This is a genomic window from Rhodococcus sp. Eu-32 (assembly GCF_003336925.1).
Taxonomy (GTDB): Bacteria; Actinomycetota; Actinomycetes; order Mycobacteriales; family Mycobacteriaceae; genus Rhodococcoides; species Rhodococcoides kyotonensis_B.
In genome coordinates this window covers 512,445-537,654 of record NZ_QGNK01000001.1, presented here as the reverse complement: position 1 = coordinate 537,654, position 25,210 = coordinate 512,445, and the positions used below count along the sequence as shown (strand labels likewise).

22 protein-coding genes are annotated in these 25,210 nt (G+C 65.8%); 14 read left to right on the top strand and 8 right to left on the bottom strand.

All coding sequences use genetic code 11. The features are described from left to right. Positions 1-104: 104 nt before the first annotated feature. Positions 105-1,988 carry an alpha-amylase family protein gene (locus DK926_RS02655; RefSeq protein ID WP_114328692.1) on the bottom strand — a complete coding sequence of 628 codons (1,884 nt, stop codon included), beginning with the start codon at positions 1,986-1,988 and terminating at the stop codon, positions 105-107. A gap of 17 nt (positions 1,989-2,005) precedes the next feature. Then, positions 2,006-2,734, bottom strand: a complete 729-nt coding sequence (locus tag DK926_RS02650) for a VOC family protein (RefSeq protein ID WP_114328382.1) — start codon at positions 2,732-2,734, stop codon at positions 2,006-2,008. A 71-nt stretch (positions 2,735-2,805) separates the two neighbouring features. On the opposite strand from DK926_RS02650, the gene DK926_RS02645 reads away from it, so the two are divergent. Continuing rightward, entirely contained in the window at positions 2,806-3,963 is a 1,158-nt protein-coding gene (locus tag DK926_RS02645; protein ID WP_114328381.1) for a winged helix DNA-binding domain-containing protein, read from the top strand. A gap of 84 nt (positions 3,964-4,047) precedes the next feature. Then, positions 4,048-4,920, top strand: a complete 873-nt coding sequence (locus tag DK926_RS02640) for a helix-turn-helix domain-containing protein (protein ID WP_114328379.1) — start codon at positions 4,048-4,050, stop codon at positions 4,918-4,920. A gap of 71 nt (positions 4,921-4,991) precedes the next feature. On the opposite strand, the gene ychF is transcribed toward DK926_RS02640, so the two are convergent. Both ychF and DK926_RS02630 read right to left on the bottom strand, forming a co-directional pair. Beyond that, positions 4,992-6,071, bottom strand: coding sequence for a redox-regulated ATPase YchF (gene ychF / locus DK926_RS02635; RefSeq protein WP_114328377.1), 1,080 nt, complete (start codon positions 6,069-6,071; stop codon positions 4,992-4,994). 101 nt (positions 6,072-6,172) lie between these two features. Continuing rightward, on the bottom strand, positions 6,173-6,505 hold the full coding sequence (locus DK926_RS02630; protein ID WP_068427891.1) for a CD225/dispanin family protein: 333 nt from the start codon (positions 6,503-6,505) through the stop codon (positions 6,173-6,175). Between the two features lie 188 nt (positions 6,506-6,693). Here DK926_RS02630 and DK926_RS02625 point away from each other — a divergent pair, with 188 nt between their 5' ends. The 5 genes from DK926_RS02625 to DK926_RS02605 all read left to right on the top strand — a co-directional run bounded on the left by DK926_RS02625 (position 6,694) and on the right by DK926_RS02605 (position 12,433). Beyond that, a complete protein-coding gene (locus DK926_RS02625) occupies positions 6,694-8,979 on the top strand; it encodes a carbon starvation CstA family protein (protein ID WP_114328375.1) in 2,286 nt (761 codons plus the stop codon). Next, the gene (locus DK926_RS02620; RefSeq protein ID WP_174551458.1) at positions 8,972-9,151 is read left to right on the top strand and encodes a YbdD/YjiX family protein; all 180 of its coding nucleotides are present in this window, start codon (positions 8,972-8,974) and stop codon (positions 9,149-9,151) included. The genes DK926_RS02625 and DK926_RS02620 overlap by 8 nt, the downstream gene beginning before the upstream one ends. A gap of 57 nt (positions 9,152-9,208) precedes the next feature. After that, positions 9,209-10,654, top strand: a complete 1,446-nt coding sequence (locus tag DK926_RS02615) for an AlkA N-terminal domain-containing protein (RefSeq protein WP_114328373.1) — start codon at positions 9,209-9,211, stop codon at positions 10,652-10,654. Continuing rightward, positions 10,651-11,148 carry a methylated-DNA--[protein]-cysteine S-methyltransferase gene (locus DK926_RS02610; protein WP_114328371.1) on the top strand — a complete coding sequence of 166 codons (498 nt, stop codon included), beginning with the start codon at positions 10,651-10,653 and terminating at the stop codon, positions 11,146-11,148. The genes DK926_RS02615 and DK926_RS02610 overlap by 4 nt, the downstream gene beginning before the upstream one ends. Before the next feature lie 160 nt (positions 11,149-11,308). Then, on the top strand, positions 11,309-12,433 hold the full coding sequence (locus tag DK926_RS02605; RefSeq protein WP_240930833.1) for an AI-2E family transporter: 1,125 nt from the start codon (positions 11,309-11,311) through the stop codon (positions 12,431-12,433). On the opposite strand, the gene DK926_RS02600 is transcribed toward DK926_RS02605, so the two are convergent. Together DK926_RS02600 and DK926_RS02595 are read right to left on the bottom strand one after the other, a co-directional pair. Then, complete coding sequence (locus DK926_RS02600) at positions 12,434-15,427, bottom strand: SMC family ATPase (protein ID WP_114328369.1); 2,994 nt, start codon at positions 15,425-15,427, stop codon at positions 12,434-12,436. Further along, positions 15,424-16,626: an exonuclease SbcCD subunit D gene (locus DK926_RS02595; RefSeq protein ID WP_114328690.1), complete on the bottom strand. Its 1,203-nt coding sequence runs from the start codon at positions 16,624-16,626 to the stop codon at positions 15,424-15,426. The genes DK926_RS02600 and DK926_RS02595 overlap by 4 nt, the downstream gene beginning before the upstream one ends. 86 nt (positions 16,627-16,712) lie before the next feature. Here DK926_RS02595 and DK926_RS02590 point away from each other — a divergent pair, with 86 nt between their 5' ends. Next, positions 16,713-17,879 carry a DNA recombination protein RmuC gene (locus DK926_RS02590; RefSeq protein ID WP_114328688.1) on the top strand — a complete coding sequence of 389 codons (1,167 nt, stop codon included), beginning with the start codon at positions 16,713-16,715 and terminating at the stop codon, positions 17,877-17,879. 92 nt (positions 17,880-17,971) lie between these two features. After that, positions 17,972-18,775 (top strand): exosortase/archaeosortase family protein, encoded by an 804-nt coding sequence (locus DK926_RS02585; RefSeq protein ID WP_243636599.1) that lies wholly within the window; start codon positions 17,972-17,974, stop codon positions 18,773-18,775. An 85-nt stretch (positions 18,776-18,860) separates the two neighbouring features. Here DK926_RS02585 and DK926_RS02580 read toward each other — a convergent pair whose 3' ends face one another. Beyond that, positions 18,861-19,871, bottom strand: a complete 1,011-nt coding sequence (locus DK926_RS02580; RefSeq protein ID WP_114328366.1) for a 4-hydroxy-3-methylbut-2-enyl diphosphate reductase — start codon at positions 19,869-19,871, stop codon at positions 18,861-18,863. 88 nt (positions 19,872-19,959) lie between these two features. Here DK926_RS02580 and DK926_RS02575 point away from each other — a divergent pair, with 88 nt between their 5' ends. From DK926_RS02575 to DK926_RS02565, 3 genes are read left to right on the top strand one after another with little or no spacing between them, the layout of a single operon-like run. After that, the gene (locus DK926_RS02575; protein ID WP_068427864.1) at positions 19,960-20,517 is read left to right on the top strand and encodes a lipid droplet-associated protein; all 558 of its coding nucleotides are present in this window, start codon (positions 19,960-19,962) and stop codon (positions 20,515-20,517) included. Positions 20,518-20,561: 44 nt separating this feature from the next. Beyond that, positions 20,562-21,734: an exodeoxyribonuclease VII large subunit gene (gene xseA, locus DK926_RS02570; protein WP_243636620.1), complete on the top strand. Its 1,173-nt coding sequence runs from the start codon at positions 20,562-20,564 to the stop codon at positions 21,732-21,734. Positions 21,735-21,742: 8 nt separating this feature from the next. Further along, a complete protein-coding gene (locus DK926_RS02565; RefSeq protein ID WP_068427857.1) occupies positions 21,743-21,967 on the top strand; it encodes an exodeoxyribonuclease VII small subunit in 225 nt (74 codons plus the stop codon). Here DK926_RS02565 and DK926_RS02560 read toward each other — a convergent pair. Then, positions 21,964-22,533, bottom strand: a complete 570-nt coding sequence (locus tag DK926_RS02560; protein WP_068427853.1) for a DUF4245 domain-containing protein — start codon at positions 22,531-22,533, stop codon at positions 21,964-21,966. The genes DK926_RS02565 and DK926_RS02560 overlap by 4 nt on opposite strands. Before the next feature lie 125 nt (positions 22,534-22,658). Here DK926_RS02560 and glpX point away from each other — a divergent pair, with 125 nt between their 5' ends. Both glpX and DK926_RS02550 read left to right on the top strand, forming a co-directional pair. Further along, complete coding sequence (gene glpX / locus DK926_RS02555) at positions 22,659-23,699, top strand: class II fructose-bisphosphatase (RefSeq protein WP_068427851.1); 1,041 nt, start codon at positions 22,659-22,661, stop codon at positions 23,697-23,699. A gap of 43 nt (positions 23,700-23,742) precedes the next feature. Further along, complete coding sequence (locus DK926_RS02550) at positions 23,743-25,146, top strand: class II fumarate hydratase (protein WP_114328362.1); 1,404 nt, start codon at positions 23,743-23,745, stop codon at positions 25,144-25,146. Positions 25,147-25,210 lie beyond the last annotated feature (64 nt).

Below are 25,210 nucleotides of genomic sequence, written 5' to 3'. Positions count from 1 at the left end.
CAGCAATCCCTTTTCGTCCGTTCCGACCGACCTTCGGGTGGGAGGGTAACAGGGAAATAACGCGGACGCCTCTCCGTCACCGACGCTGAGCAGGGCTAACGAATCTAGACGATCCACCATGCCGCATACGGCGGGATCCACAGCAGACCGTCGGACTCGACGAGTTCGTGCTGAGACAGCACCTCACGCGGGGCGACTCCGAGTTCACGTAACCGCGCTCCCGGGAACGGCCGATGCTCGCAGGTGACGTTGAACAGCCCGACGAGCGTTCCACTCGGATGCCGACGCGCGATCGCCAGCACACCGTCGTCGACATCGCTCAGCACTTCCACGGGCGCTTCGGCATGCAGCATGGGAAGCCCTGCGCGCACTGCCGCGATGCGGGCGATGCCGTCGAACACTCGCTGTGCGTCGGAACCCTCCTCGACACGACCGGCCCGATCGGTGTCGGTGACGCGCGGCCGGTGAATCCACCGATTGTCGTCCTCGTGTCCCGGCTCGCTCGCCCAGTCCACGTCGCCCGGAGACCCGATCTCGTCGCCACTCCAGACGACGGGGATACCGCCCCACGCGGCAACGATCGCGTGCGCGAGGAAGATTCGCGCGAATGCCCCGTCGGGATCCTTCCGCGACGGCCCGAGCCCGGTCAACCCAGCCGCAGTACCGCTGATGCGTCGATCACCTGTCGCTGGATTGTGCTGGAACACAACGCCTTCGGCCCAGGATCCCTCGAATTCGCCGGAGTACCAATCGGCCAGGAAATGCCGATGCCCCGCGCCGGTGATGCCGCGGCCCGCCGCGTCGCCGTCGTCGATGGCCCATCCGATGTCGTCGTGGCAGCGCACGTAGGTGACCCAGGTGCCGCTCGGCGGCGTCGGCGGCAGTGATCCGAGCGCGTGACGCGCGAGATCGGCGCTGCCCGACGCCAACATCGACCAGACATGCACCATCAGACTGTTGTGATACGCGATGTCGGAGACTTTCCCAGTGTGCCGCCCGAGACCCAGATACGGCAACAGATCTCGCGGCCCGACGATGGCTTCGGCCTTGAACAGTGTGGCGGGCGCGGCGATCCGCGCGGTGGCGCGCAGCGCCTGGGTGATCGCATGAACCTCGGGCTGGTTCTGGCAGTTGGTGCCGAGTCGTTTCCACAGGAATGCGATGGCGTCGAGCCGGAGCACTTCGACGCCGAGGTTCGCCAGATGGATGACGACGTCGGCGAATTCGAGCAGCACCGCCGGGTTGGACCAGTTCAGATCCCACTGCCATTCGTTGAAGGTCGTCCAGACCCACTGCCCGAGTTCGTCGTCGAACGTGAAGTTTCCCGGCGCGAAGTCCGGAAACACTTCCGGCAGCGTGGCCTCGAACGCGTCGGGCGTCGCGCGATCGGGATAGATGTGGAACCAATCACGGTAGGACGCGTCGCCGGCTCGCGCCTTCACCGCCCAGTCGTGTTCACGCGCAACGTGATTGAGCACCAGATCGACGACGAGGCTGATTCCCTTGCCGCGCAACGTCGTCGCAAGATCACGCAGGTCGTCGTTGGTCCCGAGATCCGGTCGCACCGAGCGGTAGTCCATGACGGCATAGCCGCCGTCGTTGTCTCCGGGACGCGGTTTCAGCAGCGGCATCAGATGCAGATAGGTGACGCCGAGGTCGGTGAGGTGACCCAGCCTGTCCCCCATGCCTTTCAACGTCTCCGCATACCGGTCGACGTAGCAGGCGTAGCCGAACATGTCGGGCCGCTGGAACCAGTCGGGCTGCAGCAGACGGCGATCGTCGAGCCGATGCAGATCGTCGGGACGCTGCACGAAACCCCGGGCCGCGACGGTCACCAGCGCGGCAGCCACGTCGTCGGGATCGGAATACAGGGTCGTCACGGCGTCGTGCAGATCCGGCCACCACCGCTCGAGACGGAGTTCGAACGTTGCGCGTCGATGGTCCGGCAGATCCGCAAGGATCCGGCGTGCCGTCTCGGGGAGAGCCACGTCATGAATCATAGGACTTACGGCGCGGTGACGACCCAGGCATGGCCGTCGGGATCGAGGAAGCGCCCCTCTCCGGTGGCCATTCCACCCGCCGCCACGGCTGCATCCACCAGCCACTGCGTGTCCGACGACGTCTCCACGCGAATCCCGAACACGACGCCCCGTGCGTCCGAACCGCCGTCGTCGACGCCGACGTCCTTCGCCAGTGCTTTCCGCTGCATCAGGCCGAGCCGGTAGCCGCCGGGGGCCGGCGCGAAATCGATGTACTTGTTGCCGTAATCGCGGTCCGTGGTGAGGCCGAGCGCCTCGTAGAACGATTTCGACGCCTTGGGTGAGTCGACAGCCAACAGGACCGCGGTCTCGGTCGGGACGGGCGGGTTCTGGGAGGGTCCGGTGTCCTTCTTCGTCGGCGCTGCAACTTTCCAGATCGATCCGTCGGGTGCGCGAAACACCCCGGAGAACGCCCCGAACAGCATCTTCTTGGCGGGCTTCAGGATCTCCGCGCCACCCGCTGCAGCAGCTGCAAGTACCGTCTCGACCTCGGTGGGTTGCTTCACGATGTACGACATCGTGTAGCCGCGGAAGCCCGTCGGCGGGGTCGTAGCGTCGCCGATCAGGATTGCGGCGGTTCCGTGCAGGTCGAGTCTGCCGTCCTTGGCCTCCGCGCCGAGCGCCGATGTGTAGAACGAGTGCGCAGCCGCAGTGTCCGCTGCGTCGAGCGTGATGTCGTCGAGGATGGTCGCCATGCGGATCAGGATAAAAGGGACACGGCTTCGAGTACTTCTCGATTCCTGATCGATGCCGTCACACTGTTCGGGTGAAGATCACCGATGCGCAGCGCCAGGCACGACTCGTCGCACGTCAGTTCGCCGATTCCGGGTCTCCGGAAGACGTGGTTTCCTCGTTGTTCGCTCTGCACGCAACGGACCCCGCGTCGGTGTATCTGTCGGTCCTCGCGCGTGCGCGGTCACTGACCGTCGAGGACGTCCGCGCCGCGATGTACGACCGGCGCTCGCTCGTCCGCATCATGGCCATGCGTCGCACGCTGTTCGTGGTCGCACACGACGACGTGCCGACCGTGCATGCCGCGGCCAGCGTCGGCGTCGCGAAGACGATGCGGGCACGCTTGATCAAGGAGGTGTCGACGCTCCCCACCGAGCCCGTCCTCGACGACGTCGCCGCATGGCTCGCGCAGACCGAAGAAGAGACGATGACGCATCTGCGATCGGTCGGATCCGCGACCGGTGCCGAATTGTCCAGTGCGGTAACGCTGTTGAAGACTGCCATTCTGCCCACGACCGACAAGACCTACGACGTCAAGAGGTACGTCACCTCCCAGGTGCTGACGATGATGGCGGCCGAAGGGAGGATGGTGCGCGTCGAGCCTCGGGGCGCCTGGACATCGCGTCGGCACGCGTGGGCGCCGATCGACGAGTGGTGGCCCGGCGGCATTCCCGACGTCGACGAGGCACAGGCCCGCCGCGATCTCGCACATCGGTGGCTCGAGGTCTTCGGTCCCGCGACGGTGGACGACCTGCAGTGGTGGACCGGGTGGAACAAGACCCAGACACGTGCTGCGCTCGCGGGACTGGACACGGTGGACGTCGCACTGGAAGCGGGTGACGGAATCATGCTGTCGGACACTGCATTCGACGAGGACGCGTCGGGAATCATGCTGTTACCGGCCTTGGATCCGACGCCCATGGGGTGGAAGCACCGCGACTGGTACCTCGGTGAGTACAAGAAACCGCTGTTCGACACGTTCGGCAACATCGGCCCGACGATCTGGTCCGACGGCCGCATCGTCGGCGGTTGGGCAGTCACGCCTGCGGGTGAGGTGGTGACGGAGTTGTTCGAGGACAACGACTCTCGTGCGATCGACGCCGAGGCAGGGCGTATCACCGATCTGCTCGACGGGGCCGCGGTCGTTCCGAGCTTCCCGACGCCGTTCGAGAAGCGCCTGCGCGGGAAGTAGCCGACTGTTCGCGGCGAGAATTGTCGAGAACTGCCGGGCTCGCGCTCCTATCGTTGTCGGCAGAACGAAGGAAGGTGATCGGACGTGCTCGAACGTTGGAACGACGCACTCGCCTACATCGAGGACAATCTTGCGGGCGAGATCGATCCGGAGCAGCTGGCCCGCATCACGCTGACGTCGGAATACCATGTCCGACGCGTCTTCTCGGCCCTTGCCGGCATGTCACTGACTCAGTACATCCGCGCGCGCCGAATGACGTTGGCAACAGCGGACATTCTGAGCGGGAACGGAATTCTCGATGTCGCGGTCAGGTACGGGTACTCGTCGAGCGATGCCTTCGGTCGAGCGTTCCGTCAGATGAACGGCATGACGCCGTCGCAGGCTCGTCGTCCGGGCGCCGTCCTTCGTTCGCAGCAAGCACTGTCGTTTCACCTCACCATCGAAGGACGGAGCACCATGCGATACCGCATCGTCGACCTACCCGAATTCCACATCGTCGGCCGGAGGACCCGAATTCCGTTGGTGTACAGCGGATCGAATCCCGCCATGACGGAGTTCCACCGAACCCTGCCCGAGGGCACCAAGGCACGGCTGAAAGCGTGTGCCGACGTCGAAGAACTCCCTGAAATCCTGTTCGTCAGCACCGCATTCGAATCCGACCGCGCCGACGGCAGTTTGTTCGACTACTACTTCGCCGTCGCGTCGACGACGACGAACCACGACGACTGGGACTCGCTCGCAGTGCCCGCGTCGACGTGGGTGGTGTTCGAAGCGCACAGCGAGAACGAGTTTCAGCTCGCGCTGCAGCAACTGTGGGCCGACGCCTTCGGCGAATGGTTTCCGTCGAACCCGTACGAGGTAGTGCCGGGCCCGGAGATCCTGACGGTCACCCAGGCGAGCGACGACTGGACCTCCGGGACAGGGGAGCTGTGGATTTCCGTGAAACGGAGTTCCTGACGAGAATTCACCCTCCCGTTGTGCGGTTCAGCAGGGATTTCCCGCACAACAGGAGGGTAAATTTCGGACCGTCAGACGTTGAAGCGGAACTCCACGACATCCCCGTCGACCATGACGTAGTCCTTGCCCTCCATGCGCACCTTGCCCGCGGCCTTGGCCGACGCCATGGAGCCCGCTTCGATGAGATCGTCGAAGCTGACGATTTCGGCCTTGATGAAACCGCGCTCGAAGTCGGTGTGGATGACGCCCGCCGCCTGAGGTGCGGTGTCGCCCTGGTGAATCGTCCACGCGCGCGCCTCTTTCGGGCCTGCGGTGAGGTAGGTCTGCAGGCCGAGGGTGTGGAAGCCGGCGCGAGCCAAGGCGTCGAGACCCGGCTCGGTCTGTCCGACGCTCTCCAGCAACTCGGCAGCCGACTCCGCGTCGAGCTCGAGCAATTCCGACTCGATCTTCGCGTCCAGGAAGACCGCATCGGCCGGGGCGACGGACTTGGCCAGCTCGGCAACCTTGACGTCGTCGGTGAGCACGCTCTCGTCGGCGTTGAAGACGTACAGGAACGGCTTGGTCGTCAGGAGCTGGAATTCCTTCAGCAGATCGAAATCCAGCTTGTCCTTCGCCGAGAACAGCGTCTTGCCGTCGTTGAGCACGGCCTGAGCTGCGATCGCGGCGTCGAGCGCGGGCTTGCGATCCTTCTTGATCCGCGCTTCCTTCTCGACGCGCGGGATCGCCTTCTCCAGCGTCTGAAGGTCGGCGATCGCGAGCTCGGTTTCGATGACCTCGATGTCGGCGGACGGGTCGACACGGCCGTCGACGTGCACGACGTCGTCGTCGGCGAACACGCGCACGACCTGGCAGATGGCGTCGGCCTCACGGATGTTCGCGAGGAACTTGTTTCCGAGACCGGCGCCCTCGGAGGCACCCTTGACGATTCCGGCGATGTCGACGAACGACACGAGCGCAGGAACTTCCTTCTCGGAACCGAACACCTCGGCCAGCTTGCCGAGCCGTGGATCGGGCAGCGGAACGACACCGACGTTGGGCTCGATGGTCGCGAACGGGTAGTTCGCAGCCAGCACGTCGTTCTTGGTCAGCGCGTTGAACAGGGTGGACTTGCCGACGTTGGGCAGTCCGACGATTCCGAGGGTGAGGCTCACGGTCTATGGAGTCTACTTCCCTGGTCCAACCAGCCCGACACCCGTCGTGCGCGCGAATGTACAGCCGGCTGTACATTCGCGCGCACGGGTCGCGAAGCGACCTACCAGTTGTTCGACGCGCTGGCCAACGTCGCGAAGAGCACGATGTAGAAGACGACGAACAGAGCCATGAATCCGACCCAGATCCACAGGGCGATCTGACCGAGCTTCTTCGCCCTGTCCGACGCGTACTGCGCCCCCTGGAAATCGCCCATCGCCCATCTCGGGTAGACGTTCGACGAATGCGTGAAGGCCGAGAATGCGAGCGGCCAGAAGAAGATGACCGCGGCCACCGCCCACCCGGCGTTCGTCGGGGGCGGTGGCGGCGGCGTGTACTGCGGGTACGTCTGGCCGGGGTACGACTGGCTTGTATAGGACTGGTTCGGGTCCGTCATGCAGGCACTGTAATACGGGCAAACGACGTTTTCGCGCGCTACATCCCGAACGGTTCGTTTCTGCTGCGAACCATTCGGCGCATCGTCGCCACCTTTGAACGCAGCGGCCTCCGCCCCTTCGCGAACTTGTCACCCGCCAGGTCTACAGTGAGCTCGATCACAAGCACGTCTGCGAGGAGCGCTTTTCGATGACAGCAACCGCGTCCGAAAGTCCACACATCGAGCTGTTGAAGACCGACGACGATCTGCCGCCGGTCGGCGTCGTCGACAAGACCCCGATGACCGCGGCCAAGCGAGTTCTGTTCGTACTCATCGGTTTACTCGGCGGTGTGGCATGGACGATCGTCGCCATCGTCCGCGGTGAGAATCCGAACGCCGTCTGGTTCGTCATCGCCGCGGTGTGCACGTACATCATCGCGTTCCGGTTCTACGCCAGGCTCATCGAGAACAAGATCGTGCATCCGCGCGACGACCGTGCCACTCCCGCGGAGATCCTCGAGAACGGCAAGGACTACATGCCGACGGATCGTCGCGTGTTGTTCGGCCACCACTTCGCGGCCATCGCAGGAGCCGGCCCTCTCGTCGGACCCGTCCTCGCAGCTCAGATGGGCTATCTGCCGGGCACGATGTGGATCATCATCGGCGTCGTCTTCGCGGGTGCAGTGCAGGACTTCCTCGTCCTGTGGATCTCGACGCGTCGCCGCGGCCGCAGCCTCGGTCAGATGGCGCGCGACGAGCTCGGCGTCGTCGGCGGTATCGCCGCGCTGATCGGCGTCTTCGTCATCATGATCATCATCATCGCGGTGCTGGCATTGGTCGTCGTCAACGCACTCGCCGAGAGCCCGTGGGGCGTCTTCTCCATCGCGCTCACCATCCCGATCGCCCTGTTCATGGGCGTCTACCTTCGCTTCCTGCGTCCGGGGAAGGTGTCCGAGGTGTCGATCATCGGCGTCGCACTTCTGCTCTTCGCCATCGTTTCCGGCGGCTGGGTGGCCGAAACCGATTGGGGCGCAGACTGGTTCACGCTGTCCAAGGTCACCGTCGCGTGGTGCCTCATCGCGTACGGGCTCGCCGCGTCGATCCTCCCGGTCTGGCTGCTGCTCGCACCCCGCGACTACCTGTCGACGTTCATGAAGATCGGCACCATCGCCCTTCTCGCGGTCGGCATCCTGATCGCACGTCCCGAGATCCAGATGCCCGCGATGACGTCGTTCGCCACCGAGGGCAACGGACCCGCGTTCTCCGGATCGCTGTTCCCGTTCCTGTTCATCACGATCGCCTGCGGCGCGCTGTCCGGCTTTCACGCTCTGATCTCCTCCGGCACGACGCCGAAGCTGCTCGAGAAGGAAAAGCAGATGCGGATGATCGGCTACGGCGGCATGCTCACCGAGTCGTTCGTCGCGATCATGGCTCTCATCACGGCGTGCGTGCTCGACCAGCACATCTACTTCGCACTCAACGCTCCCGCGACGCTCACTGGCGGCACCCCGGAAACGGCTGCCGACTACGTCAACGGACTCGGCCTCAGCGGCGGTGACATCAGTGCGGGCGAGCTCAGCCAGGCCGCGGCCGACGTCGGCGAGGAATCGATCATCTCTCGCACCGGTGGCGCCCCGACGCTGGCATTCGGCATGTCCGAAGTGCTGCACCAAGTGTTCGGCGGCGAAAGTCTGAAGTCGTTCTGGTACCACTTCGCGATCATGTTCGAGGCGCTCTTCATTCTCACGACGGTCGACGCCGGTACCCGTGTCGCGCGGTTCATGTTGTCCGACAGCATCGGAAACCTGCCCGGTTCGGCGGCCAAGAAGTTCAAGGACCCGTCGTGGCGTCCCGGTGCATGGCTCTGCTCGTTCATCGTCGTCGCGGCATGGGGTGCCATTCTGCTCATGGGCGTCACCGATCCCCTCGGCGGGATCAACACCCTGTTTCCGCTGTTCGGCATCGCGAATCAGTTGCTCGCCGCCATCGCACTGACCGTGGTCCTGACGATCGTCATGAAGCGTCGCTTGTTCAAATGGGCGTGGATTCCCGGTGTTCCGTTGGTGTGGGACCTCATCGTGACGATGACCGCGTCGTACCAGAAGATCTTTTCCGACGTCCCGGCCATCGGCTACTGGGCACAGCATGCGCAGTTCGTCGACGCGAAGAATCAGGGCCTCACCGAATTCGGCACCGCCAAATCCGCCGAGGCGATCGACGCCGTCATCCGCAACACGTTCATCCAGGGCACGTTGTCGATCATCTTTGCGGTGCTCGTACTGATCGTCGCGGTCGTTGGACTTCTGGTGTGCATCAAGGCGGTTCGTGTCGACGACCTGCCTGACAACGAGGAACCGGCCGTCCCCTCGAAGATCTTCGGCCCCTCGGGTTTCATTCCCACCGCGGCCGAGAAGGAAATCCAGAAGGACTGGGACAAGCTGATCGCCGACGGCACCGTCCGCGCTCCCGGCGCCGCACACGCGGGGCATCACTGACATGCGTGGACTCTGGTGGTGGCTCACGTCGGTCATGGGCGACCGTGACTACGAGCGGTTCGTCGCGCACATGCGTCGAACACACCCGGGCGAGCCGATCCCGTCGGAACGCCAGTACTGGCGGGACCGCTACGCGGAAGCCGACGCCAACCCAGGCGCCCGCTGCTGTTGACGCTGATGGCGGATTTCCGCTAGCGGCGACGGTTCCACCGGTGACACAGTGGAACCCATGGAGTTGGACTTCGATCGCTGCTACCGGGCCGTCTCGGCACGGGACACCCGCTTCGACGGGCAGTTCTTCACGGCCGTGCGCACGACGGGCATCTACTGCCGCCCGTCGTGCCCGGCTACCACGCCGAAAGCGAAGAACGTGCAGTTCATGCCGACGGCCGCCGCCGCGCAGCAAGCTGGATTTCGTGCGTGCCGACGCTGCCAGCCCGACGCCACCCCCGGCTCACCGCACTGGAACGTCCATTCCGATCTGACGTCGCGCGCGATGCGGCTGATCTCCGACGGGGCTGTCGAGCGTGGTGGCGTCGACGCGGTCGCGGACGCTCTCGGCTATTCGACGCGACAGTTGACGCGGGTACTCGGTGCCGAGATCGGCGCAGGGCCACTCGCCCTCGCACGAGCCCATCGCGCGCACACGGCCCGCACGTTGATCCAGACGACGGCGATGTCGATGACCGATATCGCCTTCGCCGCAGGATTCTCCAGCGTCCGGCAGTTCAACGACACCGTGCGTGAGGTCTTCGCCGCCAATCCGACGGAATTGCGAACCGAAGCGGAGAAGCGAACGACGTTGTCCAGCAATGGAACCGTCACGCTCCGACTCCCCTACCGCCGCCCGCTCGATCGAACCTGGCTGAACTGGTTCCTGAAAGCACACGTCGTACCGGGTATCGAAGCATGGGACGACGGCGTCTACCGCAAGTCCCTGCGTCTGCCCCACGGCCACGGCATCGTCGGACTGCGTATCGAGGACGGGTACGTCGACACGACGCTCGGCCTGCAGGACATGCGTGACCTGTCCCCTGCCGTCGCGCGCATTCGGCACCTACTGGATCTCGACGCGGACCCCGAGGCCGTCGACGCTGCCCTCGCGGAGGATCCGCACCTGCGTCCGCATGTGGAGGCTCGGCCGGGCATCCGCGCGCTCGGCTGCGCCGACGGTCCGGAACTGTTGCTGCGCACCATGATCGGGCAACAGATTTCGTTGCGTGCCGCCGCGACGCACACTGCGCGACTCGTCGACGCACTCGGCACGCGGATCGAGGATCCGGCGGGCGGTACCGTGACGCGCCTCTTTCCTGATGCCGACGTCATCGCCGAACGTGGTCACGAGGTTCTCACCGGTCCGAAGAACCGGGTCCGAGCGATCATCGGGGTGGCCGACGCGGTGGCGTCGGGCAAGATCGTTCTTCATTCCGCGCGAGCAGCCGACGAGCTCGAACGAGAACTGCTGGCGCTGAGAGGAATTGGACCGTGGACAGCGCGCTACGTCGTCATGCGCCTCCTGGCCGACCCCGATGTGCTGCTGGACACCGATCTCGTCGTCCGTCAGGGCGCCGACGCGCTCGGTGTCTCACTGAAGGATTCGGAGCGTTGGTCGCCGTGGCGCTCGTACGTGTCGATGCATCTCTGGAACGTCGCACTCGAAAGAAGAGGACTATGACCGCGCTTTCCGCCATCACGGACACCCCGATCGGCCCGTTCACCACCATCGTCGACGACGCGGGCGTGGTACTCGCGTCCGGATGGACCGCGACCGTCGACGATCTCGTGCCACTCATCCATCGATCGTTACGACCGGTGGACATCCGGCCGGCCCCCACGCTCGGCAGTGTCACGAAGGCCGTGGACGAGTATCACCGCGGCGATCTGGCAGCTGTCGACGACGTCCCCGTCGCCCAGACGTCCGGTGAATTTCTCGTGCATGCGTGGAAAATCCTCCGTACCGTCCCCGCAGGCTCGCCGGTCACCTATTCCGAATTCGCGGCGATGTCCGGACGCCCCACTGCGATCCGGGGAGCGGCGTCGGCGTGCGCGCGCAATGCTGCGGCACTGTTCGTGCCGTGCCACCGGGTGTTGCGCATCGGCGGCGCGCTCGGCGGATTCCGTTGGGGCCTGCCTGCGAAGGAATGGTTGCTCGCCCACGAGCGGGGTTGACCCTGGCGCAGGTGGGTAGGCGCCTGACCGAAGACATTAGAGTCACACGTGTAGCAACAGTGACTGCAGCCGGGGAAAAGGACTTACCGACGTGACGGAACAGGCAGCGCCCACACCGAGGACCGGGCGCGATCGGGGCGATCTCATCGGCGTCGGCGGAATGTGGCTGGCCAAATGGTCACTCATTCTCGTCTCCGTCGCGGCGGGTGCATGGGTGCTTGGCTGGCTGATCTCGGCGCTGTGGGTCGTCATTCTGCCCGCGCTGCTCGCGATCATCGTCGCGACGGTCCTGTGGCCGCCCACCAAGTGGATGCTGCGCGTCGGCTTCCCTGCCGCGCTTGCCGCAACGCTGTCGCTCGTCGTGTTCTTCCTCGTCATCGGCGGCATCATCACGTTGATCGTGCCGTCGGTCGTCGACTCCGCTCCCGAGTTGGTCGACAAGGCGTCGGCAGGTGTGTCCCAGGTGCAGGACTGGCTGAAGGGCCCGCCGGTCAACTTGCAGGACGAGCAAATCGACAACGCCGTCTCCGCCATCACCTCACGACTGCAGGAGAGCGGCACGGCGATTGCGTCCGGCGTGTTCACGGGAGTGTCCGCTGCAGGTTCGATCCTCGTGACACTCGCACTCGTGCTGGTTCTGACGTTCTTCTTCGTCAAGGACGGCGTGAAGTTCATCCCGTGGTTGCACGGATTCGCCGGCGGTCGCGCCGGAAAGCACCTCGCCGAAATCCTGGCCCGCATGTGGGCGACGCTCGGCGGATTCATTCGCACGCAGGCAATCGTCAGCCTCATCGACGCCTTCTTCATCGGACTGGGACTCGTCATTCTCGGCGTCCCCTTGGCCCTCGTGTTGGCCACGATCACGTTCCTCGGCGGCTTCATCCCGATCGTCGGTGCGTTCGTCGCAGGCGCCCTCGCGGTTCTGGTCGCTCTCGTGGCCAACGGACCGACGACCGCCCTGATCGTGCTGGTCATCATCATCGCGGTGCAGCAACTCGAAGGCAACGTGCTGCAACCGATCCTCCAGAGCCGCAGCATGAACCTGCACCCGGCGATCGTGCTTCTCGCGGTAACCGGCGGCGGTTCGGTGTTCGGCATCATCGGCGCGTTCCTCGCCGTTCCCGCTGCGGCCGTCGCTGCCGTCCTGATCCGCTACGTATCCGAGCAAATTGACGAACGCTCCGTCGAAGCCGACCGCAGCCAACTCGAGGACGAGGCACCCGACACCGAGGACCTCGTCACCGACGAGGACGGCAACAACAAGGACGCGAAGATCGACAAATAGTCAGGACGCCGCGAACAACTCGATTCGCGACCCTACTCGCTCACGGACCACGTGCAGCCTGCTCGGAATGCGTTGCCGCATCTCGTCGACGTGACTGACGATGCCGACGACGCGTCCGCCTGCCCGTAGTTCGTCCAGGACGCCCATCACCGATTCGAGTGTGTCCGCATCGAGTGTGCCGAACCCTTCGTCGATGAACATCGTGTCGAGTACGACGCCGCCCGACTCGGCTGCGACGACGTCGGCCAGGCCGAGGGCGAGTGCGAGCGAGGCGAGGAACGATTCGCCGCCGGACAGCGTCTTCGCAGACCGGACGACGCCTGTGTAGTCGTCACGGATGTCGAGGCCCAATCCTCCACGACGACCGCGCGATTCCGCTTCGTCGGAGTGGACGAACTCGTAGCGCCCACCCGACATGCGATGCAGCCGGATCGACGCCGACTCGGCGACGTCTTCGAGCCGCGACGCCAGCACATACGACCGCAGCGACATCTTGCGCGCGTTCTGCCCGCGACCGGCGACGACGTCGGCAAGTGCGGCGAGTTCGTCGTGCTTGGCACGCATGGGAGCTGCGCGATCGACGGCGGCCCACAGCTGAGCTGTCAACTCCTCGACCTGTTCGGTCTTGCGTCTGCACTCGGCGTGCACGGCGACCGCGGCGTCGAGTTCCTCGGCTGCGCGGACAACCGCTGCCCGTGCCGGCTGGGTGTCGACGGGTTCGGTGCCGATCACAGCGGCGATGGCCGGCTCGGCCAGCACCTGTTCCGCGTGCGCGCGAATGTCGTTGGCAGACAGCAGCCGCTGCTCGATGTCGGCTGCACGCCGAGCGGGGATCACCGCGTGCTCGGCGTCTTCTGCCGAGGCGAACCCCGACTCGGAGACGAGATCGTCGAGTTTGCGGGAGAGCGTTGCTGCGGCGGCTGCGGCATCTGCGGAGGCAACGCGCGCGTCGAGCAACGCGGTCGAGCGACGGATCAGCTGGTCCAAACGATGGGTGCGCTGGTCGATGCTGTCCCCGCCTGCACCGATCGCGGTCGCGACTCTGGCCCGCATCTGCGCGACGGCCTGCACGATCTGCTCCCGCCTCGCGACGAGTGCCGCGGCCTCCGATCGCTGTTCCGCGACGACGGTCGCGATGCGCTGATCCTCCGATCGGAGTTCGTCGAGGCGTGCACGTCGCGGCGCCAACGCATCGGCTTCGCGTCGCGCTGCGGTCAATGCGGTTGTGACCGAGTCGAGTTCGGCTGCGAGGCCTGCACTGTCGCGATCGCCCGACGCCTGAACCAGGCCGTCGATCGTGCGGTGGAGAGTCGCGACCTCTGCGGCGCACGAGTCGACGGTGGCCGCCGTCGCGCGCTCGTTCTTCGCTGCGGCGTCCTCGTCGGCTTCGGTGACGGTGGTCTCGGCACTCTTCGCTGGATTCGGATGGGCCGTCGAGCCGCACACACCGCACGCATCACCGTCGATCAGCGATGCAGCCAGTTCTGCGGCCATGCCCGTCAGGCGGCGCTCCCGCAGGTCCAGCCACAGTTCGCGAGCGTCGTTGTGCGTCGTGCGTGCGGCATCGAGCACCTTCTCCGACTTCGCCAACGCAGCGCGTTTCTTCTTCAGTTCGATCGCCGCGCGTACTGCCTCGGCGACGCGCGCCGATGCACTCTCGAGCGTCGCGATCTCGGCCGATGCGTGCACGGCCGAGTCCACGGCGCGCTCGGCCGTCTCGATAGCCTCGGGCAGCGCGTCACGTGCGCGCTGGAGCTCGTCGATTCGCCGTTCGACGGCGTCGTGCTGCTGCGCCAACTGGTCGGCGATGCGTTCGTCTGCGTCCGCGCGCCGTTCGACGGACCGCAGCTCGTCGAGGACTCCGACCTGGGTTGTCCACTCACGCACGGCACGTGCGACGACAGTGCGCACGGCGGCGAGGTCCGAAGTATCCGAATCATGCTCCGCGAGAACGATTTCCGAGCCTGGCACCGCCGACAGCGAACGACCCGCCTCGACGACCGAGCGCATCGCCTCGGCATGCGCGGCTGTGGCCGTCGCACACTCTTTCGCCAGTGCTGCAACCGGACCGGCGGCCGCGGACAGTTCGACCTCGCGGCGCATCGATTCACGCTCGGCTGCCGTTGCCTGGAATTCCGACAACTGCCGCTGTGCGACGTCGCGTCGCCGCTGCGCTGTTGCCGTGGATTCGAGACGGCCCAGAGCTGCGACGGCAGCGTCGGACGTGGCGCGGGCGGACGCGAGAGCTGTCGCAGCCGATCGAAATGCGTCCCTGCTGTTCTCGAGAATCTCGGTTGCCCATTCGACCGGCTGCCGATCGAGTTGCTCGGGCTCCCCCGCGGCGGTGGAGATCTTGCCGACCAACTTGTCGATCGCGATGGACGACGATTCGAGCTCGGCCGCGCTCAGCCGACGCCGCTCCGCGAACCACTGCTCGACGTCGCCGAATCGAGCGGTGTCGAACAATCGCTCGAGCAGATTGCCGCGCTCGTCGCTGTCCGCGCGCAGAAAACGGGCGAACTCTCCCTGCGGCAGCAACACGACCTGGAAGAACTGGTCTGCGCTCATTCCCAGCGCCGCACCGACTGCCTCGCCGATCTCGTCGAGACGCGTCAGGTTCTGACCACTTCCGTCGAGCCAGGTCAGCGACGCCTTCGCGTTCTGCTTGGTGGTGCCGGTTCCGCGCTTCTTCGCCCGGAAGTACTCGGGACTGCGGACGATCTTGACGCGTCGGCCGCCGAGTGTGGCTTCGAGCGTCACCGACGGCGCGGTGCCGTCCGCCGCGTGATCCGACAGCAGTCTCTTGCCGTCACGGCGCGCGCCGGGAACCGTGCCGTAGAGCGCGAATGCGACCGCGTCGAGAATAGTTGTCTTGCCCGCGCCGGTCCGACCGTGCAGGAGGAACAATCCGTCCGCGCCGAGCGCGTCGAAGTCGACGCACTCGGTCCTGCCGAACGGACCGAAGGCAGTGATCTCGAGCCGGTGGAGCCTCACGCGGAACGCCCGAACAACGCGTCGTGGTCGACGCTGGAATTCTCGTCCTTGGCTACGTCGTCACGCTGCACGGACGCCAAAGCGCGCTCCAGCAAAGCGATTTCGCGCGAGGTCGGCGCGCTGCGCATATCGGCGACGAACGACGTCGCGATGTCGATGTCGGTGCGCCCACGAACTCGGTCACGGTAGGTGAACTCAGACGTGTTCACCGGGCGAACCCATTCGAGATGGACTGCGTGCGGAAAACGAGTACGCAGCGACCGCATGGCATCGACGGGTCGCACCAGATCGGTGAGAACGGCAGACACGTAATGCTTTTCGGCATCTGCGAACTCGTCACTGCTCAGCAGCTCCTCGACGGTGCCCTGAAGTTGACTGAGGCCACGCACGATCGGAAGGTCGACCCGCTCGACGGTACCGAGACCGGCGGCGTCGAGTTCGAGAATCCAGACCGCCTTGCGGTGACTGCGTTCGCCGAACGAGTACGGCAGCGGAGAACCCGAGTAACGCACGCGCTCGCTCAGCGTCTGCGGAGAATGTAGGTGGCCCAGCGCCACATAGTCGACGCCGTCGAACGCCGACGCAGGAGCGGTTTCGACGCCACCCGACGAGATGGTGCGCTCGGATCCGGTCGCTTCACCACCGACGATGAAAGCATGTGCGAGAACGACGGATCGGACAGCGGACCCGTCGGCGCGACGCCGATCCAGATCGGTGCGAACACGGATCATCGCGGCGTCCAGTACCTCCGCGTGCGTGCGCGCCGCGGGAACGTCGAGTTCGAGGCGAGTGGTTTCCGGTTCGAGGTAAGGAATTCCGTAGAACGCGACGGGTCCGAAGTCGTCGTCGAGCACCACCGGCCGGTCGACGTCACCGACGCGCGTCATCAAGTGCAGGCCGCCCGCAGCGGCGAAAGCTGCACCCGCACCGAGGCGGGCGGGCGAATCGTGATTGCCCGACGTGGCCACGATGACCGCGCCTGCCGCTCGAATGGCCTCGAGCCCCCTGTTGCACACCAGCACCGCGTCGGCACTCGGCACCGCGCGGTCGTAGATGTCACCCGGAACGACGACGACGTCGATGCCCTGCGCGGCAACCAGTTCCGCGATCGCGCTCAGCGCCGCAGCCTGGTCGGCGAGCAGATCGACGCCGTGGAACGTGCGTCCGATGTGCCAGTCCGAGGTGTGCAGGATCTTCATGGGAACGACGGTATCGGCTGCCACCGACAAACTTCGGGCGGCGCTCCGAGCCGAACCTGTCGGTGCCCCGGTGCATCATCGTCGCCATGAACGTACTCACCGCACTGGGAATGGCTTTCGCCTTCGCACTCGGCGGCGCGCTCGGCTGGTTGATGCATGCGCAGCGCGTCGGTGATCGTGCCGTCCGTGCCGAGGCTCAGCTGGCCGCGCTGCGCGACAACGAGGCGCTGCTACGTCGCTCGCTCGCGGCCGTCAACGAGGATTCGGCACGCAGGCATTCCGGTGTCATCGGCCAGCAGGTGTCCAGCCTCGTGGAGCCGCTGCACGACGCGGTCGACGCTCTCACCGAGCACGTTCGTCAGGTCGAGCACAACCGCATTCGCGCCTACGCCGGGTTGACCGAACAGGTGTCGGGAATGCACCGCGCATCGGTGGACCTGTCGACGCAGACGTCTCAGTTGGTCACCGCGCTGCGTGCACCGCAGATCCGCGGCCGGTGGGGCGAGATGCAGCTCGAGCGGGTCGTCGAACTCGCCGGAATGGTCAAGCACTGCGATTTCGACACGCAGGTCAGCCGCGAGGGCATTCGACCCGACATGATCGTGCACCTGGCCGGCGGCAGGCAGATCGTCGTCGACGCCAAGGTCCCGTTCGCCGCCTATCTGGACGCGGCGCAGGAACAAGATCCCGACGCGCGCGCCAAGCAGCTGACGCGCCACGCTCGGCACCTGCGCACCCACGTCGATCAGTTGTCGGCGAAGGAATACTGGCGCTCCTTCGAACCGACTCCCGAGTTCGTCGTGCTGTTCGTCCCGGGAGACCCGTTCCTCGATGCTGCGCTCACCTCGGACTCGTCGCTCCTGGAATATGCGTTCACGAGAAACGTGATTCTTGCCACCCCCACCACATTGGTCGCGTTGCTCCGTACGGTTGCTTACTCGTGGAAGCAGGAGTCGCTCGCGGAGGACGCGGCACGCATCCAGCAACTCGGTCGCGAGCTCTACACCCGGCTCGGCACCGTCGCGTCGCATCTGGACAAGCTGGGAGGGCATTTGGGCAAGGCGGTGGAGTCCTTCAACTCGACGGTGTCGTCCGTCGACTCGCGTGTCGGAGTGACTGCCCGCAAACTTCACGAACTCGAGCTCTTCGACGGTGATGTCGTCGAGGTTCGACGCGTCGACGCGCGCCCCAGACTGTCCGATTCGTCGTACCCGAGCCGATCGTTCGGGCACGTCGACGACGCGGTGGGCTGAACAGCCGCTAACCTCGAGGGGTGTCTACCTCCCAACGTGCCCGCTCCGGGGTACCGCTGGATCAGCGTTCAGCCTTCGCGACCGTGCCCGGCGTGCCTGCGTGGGGGGCAGTGGCCATCGCCGGCGGCGCAACTTTCCTCGGCTTCGTCCTCGACGCGGCCCGCGGAACAGAGCTGACCTCTGCGTTCTCCAGCCTGTACATCATCGGTGTCGTCGTCGCGGCGCTACTCGTCCGCTATCGCGGCCTGTTCACCGCCATGGTGCAGGCGCCGCTGATTCTGTTCGTCGCGGTGCCGCTGTCGTACCAGTACTTCACCGAGAATCCCGGGACCAGCCTGAAGGACATCCTTCTCAACGTCGCCATTCCTCTCGTCAACCGATTCCCGGTCATGCTGCTGGGTACGGTGCTGGCGCTCGGCATCGGCGCACTCAGGGTGTTCCTCAAACGACAGAACTCGCACGCGCCCGCAGGTGCGGCCAAGCGCACGATGCGCGACCGCGCCCAGGAAACTCGCGACCGCGCGCGTGAGAACCGGGCTCGCATGGCTCAGGCCAAGCAGCGTCGCTCCGACGCGCCGACGGCGTCCGCGGCTGTTCCTGAGACGCGCTCGCGACGCGCGAATCGCAACGCCCCTGGCCGGAACGCGTCACGCGAACCGCAGCGCGACCACGTCGCGCCGAGAATCGACCGTCCTGCCGCGGATCCGTACCGGCCCGAGCGGGGCTACGCGTCGGACCCTGTTCGTCGCGCTTCACCACGGCCGCAGCAGCCTCGGGTCCCCCGGCCTCCGGAGGTCGACCCGTACTCGGCGCCGAGAACTGCCGCGCCCGTCAGCGCGCACATCCCGCCGCATCCGGTGCCGCAGGTGCGTTACCGGGACCGCGGAGACGCGTAGGACACGTAGGCCCGAAACATCGATGGCCCGCGGCAACCTGTAGACGGTTGCCTCGGGCCATCGATGCGTAGAAGGAGGAAGTGCTTCAGGCCCTCGCCGCTCGCAGTTCGCGCGGAAGCGAGAAGACCAGCGTCTCGTTGGCGGTCGTGACCGGCTGGACGTCGGCGAAGCCGTGTTCGGCGAGCAGATCGATGACGCCCTGGACCAGGATCTCGGGCACCGACGCGCCCGAGGTGATGCCGACGGTCTTGATGCCGTCGAGCCAGGCGGGATCGACTTCCTTGGCGTAGTCGACGAGGTAGCTGGCCTCGGCACCAGCGGTGAGTGCGACCTCGACGAGGCGGACCGAGTTGGACGAGTTCTTCGACCCCACGACGATGACCAGATCGCATTCCGGCGCCATGGCCTTGACCGCGACCTGACGGTTCTGCGTCGCGTAGCAGATGTCGTCGCTGGGCGGATCCTGCAAAGTCGGGAACTTCTCACGCAGTCGCGCAACCGTCGTCATGGTCTCGTCGACGCTCAGCGTGGTCTGAGAAAGCCAGATGACCTTGCTCTCGTCACGGACGGTGACGCCCTCGACCGCGTCGGGACCATCGACGAGCTGGACGTGATCGGGAGCCTCACCCGCGGTGCCCTCGACCTCCTCGTGGCCTTCGTGCCCGATGAGCAGAATGTCGTAGTCGTCACGGGCGAACCGCTTGGCTTCCTGGTGCACCTTGGTGACCAGCGGGCAGGTGGCGTCGATCGTGCGCAGGTTGCGCTCCGCGGCCGACGCGTGCACTGCAGGCGAGACGCCGTGCGCGGAGAACACGAGCAGCGCCCCCTCGGGAACCTGGTCGGTTTCGTCGACGAAGATCGCGCCGCGATCGGCGAGCGTCTCCACGACGTGGCGGTTGTGCACGATCTCCTTGCGGACGTAGACCGGAGCGCCATGCTTTTCCAGTGCTTTCTCCACCGTTTCGACGGCGCGGTCCACTCCTGCGCAGTAGCCACGCGGCTCGGCGAGGAGGACACGCTTGGCACCTGAGTAGGCCGCAGCACCGTCGCCCGCAGGTCGTGCGATACCGAGATTCAAGGGAACAGCCGAAGACATACCAACAGGATACGTGTGGAACGGCGGGCACTCCGCTCCCGAGCATGTCGGCTACCAAATTCATCCGTCTTCAGGCAGTCTGGTGTCCATGACTCGTGTCCCGTTTGCCGCACGCGTGGCCGCAGGTGTGGCCGTGACCGTCGTCGAAGAGGCGCGCAAGCTCCCCAGCACGGCCGTGACACTGCCGATGACCGTCATCAGCGAGATGCTGGCGACGACGATGCGCTTCCAGCAGCAGGTCACAGCCCTGGCGATCAAGGGTGACCAGGCGATTGCAGGCCTCCCCCTCCTCGGCACGCCGGACGAGGAACAGCCGTCGTGGGCGGTGTTCGACGAGGACGACACGAACGGTGAGGTCGACATCCCCGACCACGAACCGCCCGCAGCGACGGGCCGCTTCGCGCTGTATTCGACGCCTCCCGCCGAAGCCACCGAGGAGCCCGAACCCGCGGTGACGGCCGAGAAGCCCGACATCGTCGAACTCGTCGACTACGACACCCTTGCGCTCGCGCAACTCCGTGCCCGCCTGCGCACGTTGTCGCTCGACGACCTGGAGACACTTCTGACGTACGAGAACTCCACCAAGTCTCGCGCTCCGTTCCTGACGATGCTCGAGAACCGAATCACCACAGCGAAAGCCAAGTGACAGCGAGTACAGCCGAACAGCCATGGCCGGTACGCACGGTCGCGATGAAGGTCGCGGGCTGGATCGATCGTCTCGGCAGTATCTGGGTCGAGGGCCAGCTGACGCAGATCAACGCGCGTCCCGGTACGCGCACCGCCTTTCTCGTCCTGCGTGATCCTTCCGCGGACATGTCGCTGTCGGTCACGTGTTCGCCGCAATTGCTCGAACGCTCCCCCGTTCCACTCACGGAGGGCGCACGCGTCATCCTCTACGGCAAGCTGTCGTTCTACACCGGCCGCGGAACGATCTCGTTGCGCGCTACCGACATTCGAACAGTAGGCGTCGGCGAGCTCTTGGCACGCATCGAGAAGTTGCGTGCGTTGCTCGCCGCCGAGGGCCTGTTCGATCCCCGACTGAAGCGACCGCTGCCGTTCCTGCCGAAGCGGATCGGGTTGATCACCGCACGCGCGTCGGCTGCCGAACGCGACGTTCTCACCGTCGCGCAAAGACGGTGGCCTGCAGTGCACTTCGAGGTTCGGCATACACCGGTCCAAGGCCCGACGGCGGTTCCCGCGATTCTCGACGCATTGAAAGACCTCGAGGGCAGCGTCGACGTCATCATCATGGCCCGCGGCGGCGGAAGCGTCGAAGATCTGCTGCCGTTCTCCGACGAGGCTCTGTGTCGCGCGATCTCACGGGCGACGACGCCCATCGTCTCCGCGATCGGGCACGAACCCGACAGCCCTCTGTCGGATCACGTCGCCGATCTGCGTGCTGCGACGCCGACGGATGCGGCCAAACTCGTGGTGCCCGACGCCGTCGCCGAGCAGAATCTCGTCGCCGAACTGCGCGCGAGAACCGCGGCAGCACTGCGCAACTGGGTCGCCCGCGAAGCGCGCGGCATCGAGATGATCCGGCACCGGCCTGCGCTCGCGGACCCCATCGCCGGCATCGATCGACGCGGCGAGGAAATTCAGCGACTCGTCGACGCGGCCCGACGAGACGTGCTGCGCGAACTGGCGAAGCAGGACACCCTCGTCGAACATCTGCGTGCTCGTCTGCAGACGCTGGGACCAGCAGCCACGCTCGCTCGTGGCTACGCCGTCGTGCAGCGTATGGTCGCCGGCGAGGATCCCGAGGTGCTGCGTTCGGTGGACGACGCCCCACCCGGAACACAGATTCGTGTACGTGTGGCCGACGGTGCTGTCACCGCCGCGGTCATGGGCAAAGTTCGATAGGAGAGACCATGAGCGAAACACCCGTCGCGGAGATGGGCTACGAGGCTGCGCGCGACGAACTGGTCGATGTGGTCAAGGTGCTCGAGCAGGGCGGTCTCGACCTGGACGCGTCGCTGGCTCTGTGGGAACGCGGCGAGCAACTCGCGACCCGCTGCGAGGAGCACCTGGCCGGGGCGCGCACCCGCGTCGAGAACGCGCTGGCCCACATCGAGGAGAACGACGCCGACAGCTAGGGCGTCAGCGGCGTGGCGCTCGTCGTCGCGGTCGCGAGCTCGGTGAACTCCTCGTTCGACCCGCTGCCGGTCACGAGCAGGCGCACGTCACCGAGGTCGGTGACCCAGACGGGCTCCTTGTCGCTCTGCTCGTAGACGATCCATTCCTTGCCGTCGATCGACTGCGTGCCCGACGCATAGCGCGGCTCGCCCACGGCGAACGGCACCAGCACGTCCTCGGTCGCATTGGATTGGGTGAGCCTGATGTAGCGCCCGGCGCCGGAGATGAAGCCGACGTTGCTGACGTCGCCGCCCTGGTCGCCGGAGATCGACTGCCGGCTGCCCGAGTTAGGCGTCCAGTCCTCGGGAACCTTCGGGTTGCGGATCGGGAACGAAAGCTCGGACGCGTCGTACTGCAAGGCGGCGTCGACGTCGAAGTTCGGGATCGGCCCCTGCTTGGGACCGCCCGGGCTGAGCGTGCACTGGCTGGCGATCCCGGCGATCAACAGACACGCGATCACGAGCGGGATGAGAGACCACACCATGTCGCGGTTGTTGTTCAGAATCCGGGGTTTGCTGTTCGCCACGCAGTCCAGTATCCCCGCTGCTAGTCAGTGCTCGGTCGGCGCATGCCCTACGTCGCATGACGCGGCTCACGAATGAGATAATCGCGCCTGGGTACGACCCCCATCTACCAGGAGGCTACAAACCGATGACGGCCAGCACCGAGTCCACTCGCGCCATGGCGCCAGACCGCAACCTCGCCCTCGAACTCGTACGTGTGACCGAGGCCGGTGCGCTCGCGTCGGGCCGGTGGGTCGGTCGTGGCGACAAGGAGGGCGGAGACGGAGCAGCCGTCGACGCCATGCGTCAGCTGGTCAGCTCGGTCTCGATGCGCGGCGTCGTCGTCATCGGTGAGGGCGAGAAGGACGAAGCCCCGATGCTCTACAACGGCGAGCAGGTCGGCAACGGCAACGGCCCCGAGGTCGACTTCGCGGTCGACCCCGTCGACGGAACCACGCTGATGGCCAAGGGCATGCCCAACGCCATCTCGGTCCTCGCCGTCGCCGAGCGCGGTGCCATGTTCGACCCGTCGGCCGTCTTCTACATGGAGAAGATCGCCGTCGGCCCCGACTACGCCGATGTCATCGATATCACTGCACCGGTCAAGGAGAACATCGCCCGGATCGCCAAGATCAAGAAGGGCTCCGCTTCCGACGTCACGGTGTGCATCCTGGATCGCCCCCGCCACGCGGATCTCATCCAGCAGGTGCGCGACGCCGGATCCCGCATCCGCCTCATCTCCGACGGTGACGTCGCGGGCGCGATCGCCGCAGCACGTCCCGATTCGGGCACCGACATGCTCATCGGCATCGGCGGTACCCCCGAGGGAATCATCGCCGCCGCCGCGATGCGCTGCATGGACGGTGTGCTCCAGGGCCGCCTCGCCCCGACCGACGACGCCGAGCGCCAGAAGGCCATCGACGCAGGTCACGACCTCGACCGTGTCCTGACGACGCGCGATCTCGTCTCCGGCGAGAACGTCTTCTTCACCGCCACGGGCGTCACCGACGGCGACCTGCTCCGCGGCGTCCGGTACGCGGGCGGCGGCGCGCACACGCAGTCCATCGTCATGCGATCCAAGTCCGGCACCGTACGCATGATCGACGCCTACCACCGTCTCGAGAAGCTCCGCGGCTACAGCTCGGTCGACTTCGACGGCGACGAGAACGCGCACGCACCGTCGTTCTAGGCTGCATCCCAATCCGTGTAACCCGACTGGCAAAGTAAGGCTCATGACGCAGACAGACGATTCGCAGTACCGCATCGAGCACGACACCATGGGAGAGGTACGCGTCCCGATCGACGCGCTGTGGCGTGCTCAGACGCAGCGTGCGGTGGAGAACTTCCCGATCTCCGGCCGTCCGCTCGAGCGCACCCAGATCCGTGCGATGGGCCTGCTGAAGGCAGCCTGCGCGCAGGTCAACAAGGACCTCGGATTGCTCGACGCCGACAAGGCCGACGCCATCGTCGCCGCTGCCACCGAGATCGCCGACGGCAAGCACGACGACCAGTTCCCGATCGACGTCTTCCAGACCGGCTCGGGCACCAGCTCCAACATGAACGCCAACGAGGTCATCGCGTCGATCGCCAAGGCGAACGGCGTCGAGGTTCACCCGAACGACCACGTCAACATGTCGCAGAGCTCCAACGACACCTTCCCGACGGCTACTCACGTCGCCGCCACGGAAGCTGCCGTCACGTCTCTGGTTCCGGCTCTGAAGCACCTGCACGAGGCTCTGGCCGCGAAGGCGACCGAGTGGAAGACCGTCGTGAAGTCCGGTCGCACCCACCTCATGGATGCCGTGCCCGTCACGCTCGGCCAGGAGTTCGGCGGCTACGCCCGTCAGATCGAAGCCGGCATCGAGCGCGTCGAAGCCACCCTCCCGCGTCTGGGCGAACTGCCCATCGGCGGCACCGCCGTCGGCACCGGCCTCAACGCACCCGACGGATTCGGCGCCAAAGTCGTTGCGGAACTGGTCAAGTCGACCGGTATCGACGCACTGACCGCAGCGAAGGACTCCTTCGAGGCACAGGCTGCTCGTGACGGACTCGTCGAGATCTCCGGCGCACTGCGCACCATCGCCGTGTCGCTGACCAAGATCGCCAACGACATTCGCTGGATGGGATCGGGACCGCTCACCGGCCTCGGCGAGATCCAGCTTCCCGATCTGCAGCCCGGTAGCTCGATCATGCCCGGCAAGGTCAATCCTGTTCTGCCCGAGGCTGTTACGCAGGTCGCTGCTCAGGTCGTCGGCAACGATGCCGCCACCGCGTTCGGTGGTGCATCGGGTGCGTTCGAGCTCAACGTCTACATCCCGATGATGGCGCGCAACGTCCTCGAGTCGCTCAAGCTGCTCGCGAACGTGTCGGTTCTGTTCGCCGACAAGTGCATCGTCGGCCTGAAGGCCAACACCGAGCACCTCAAGACGCTCGCCGAGTCGTCGCCGTCCATCGTGACGCCGCTGAACTCCGCGATCGGCTACGAGGAAGCTGCCGCCGTCGCGAAGCAGGCTCTGAAGGAGAAGAAGACGATCCGTCAGACCGTCATCGATCGCGGACTCATCGGCGACAAGCTGAGCGAGGAAGAGCTCGACAAGCGTCTCGACGTCCTGGCCATGGCGAAGGTCAAGGACTAGTAGTCACCCGCCCTCTTTCCGCATCGATGGACCGCGGCATCCGCTAGACGGATGCGGTGGTCCA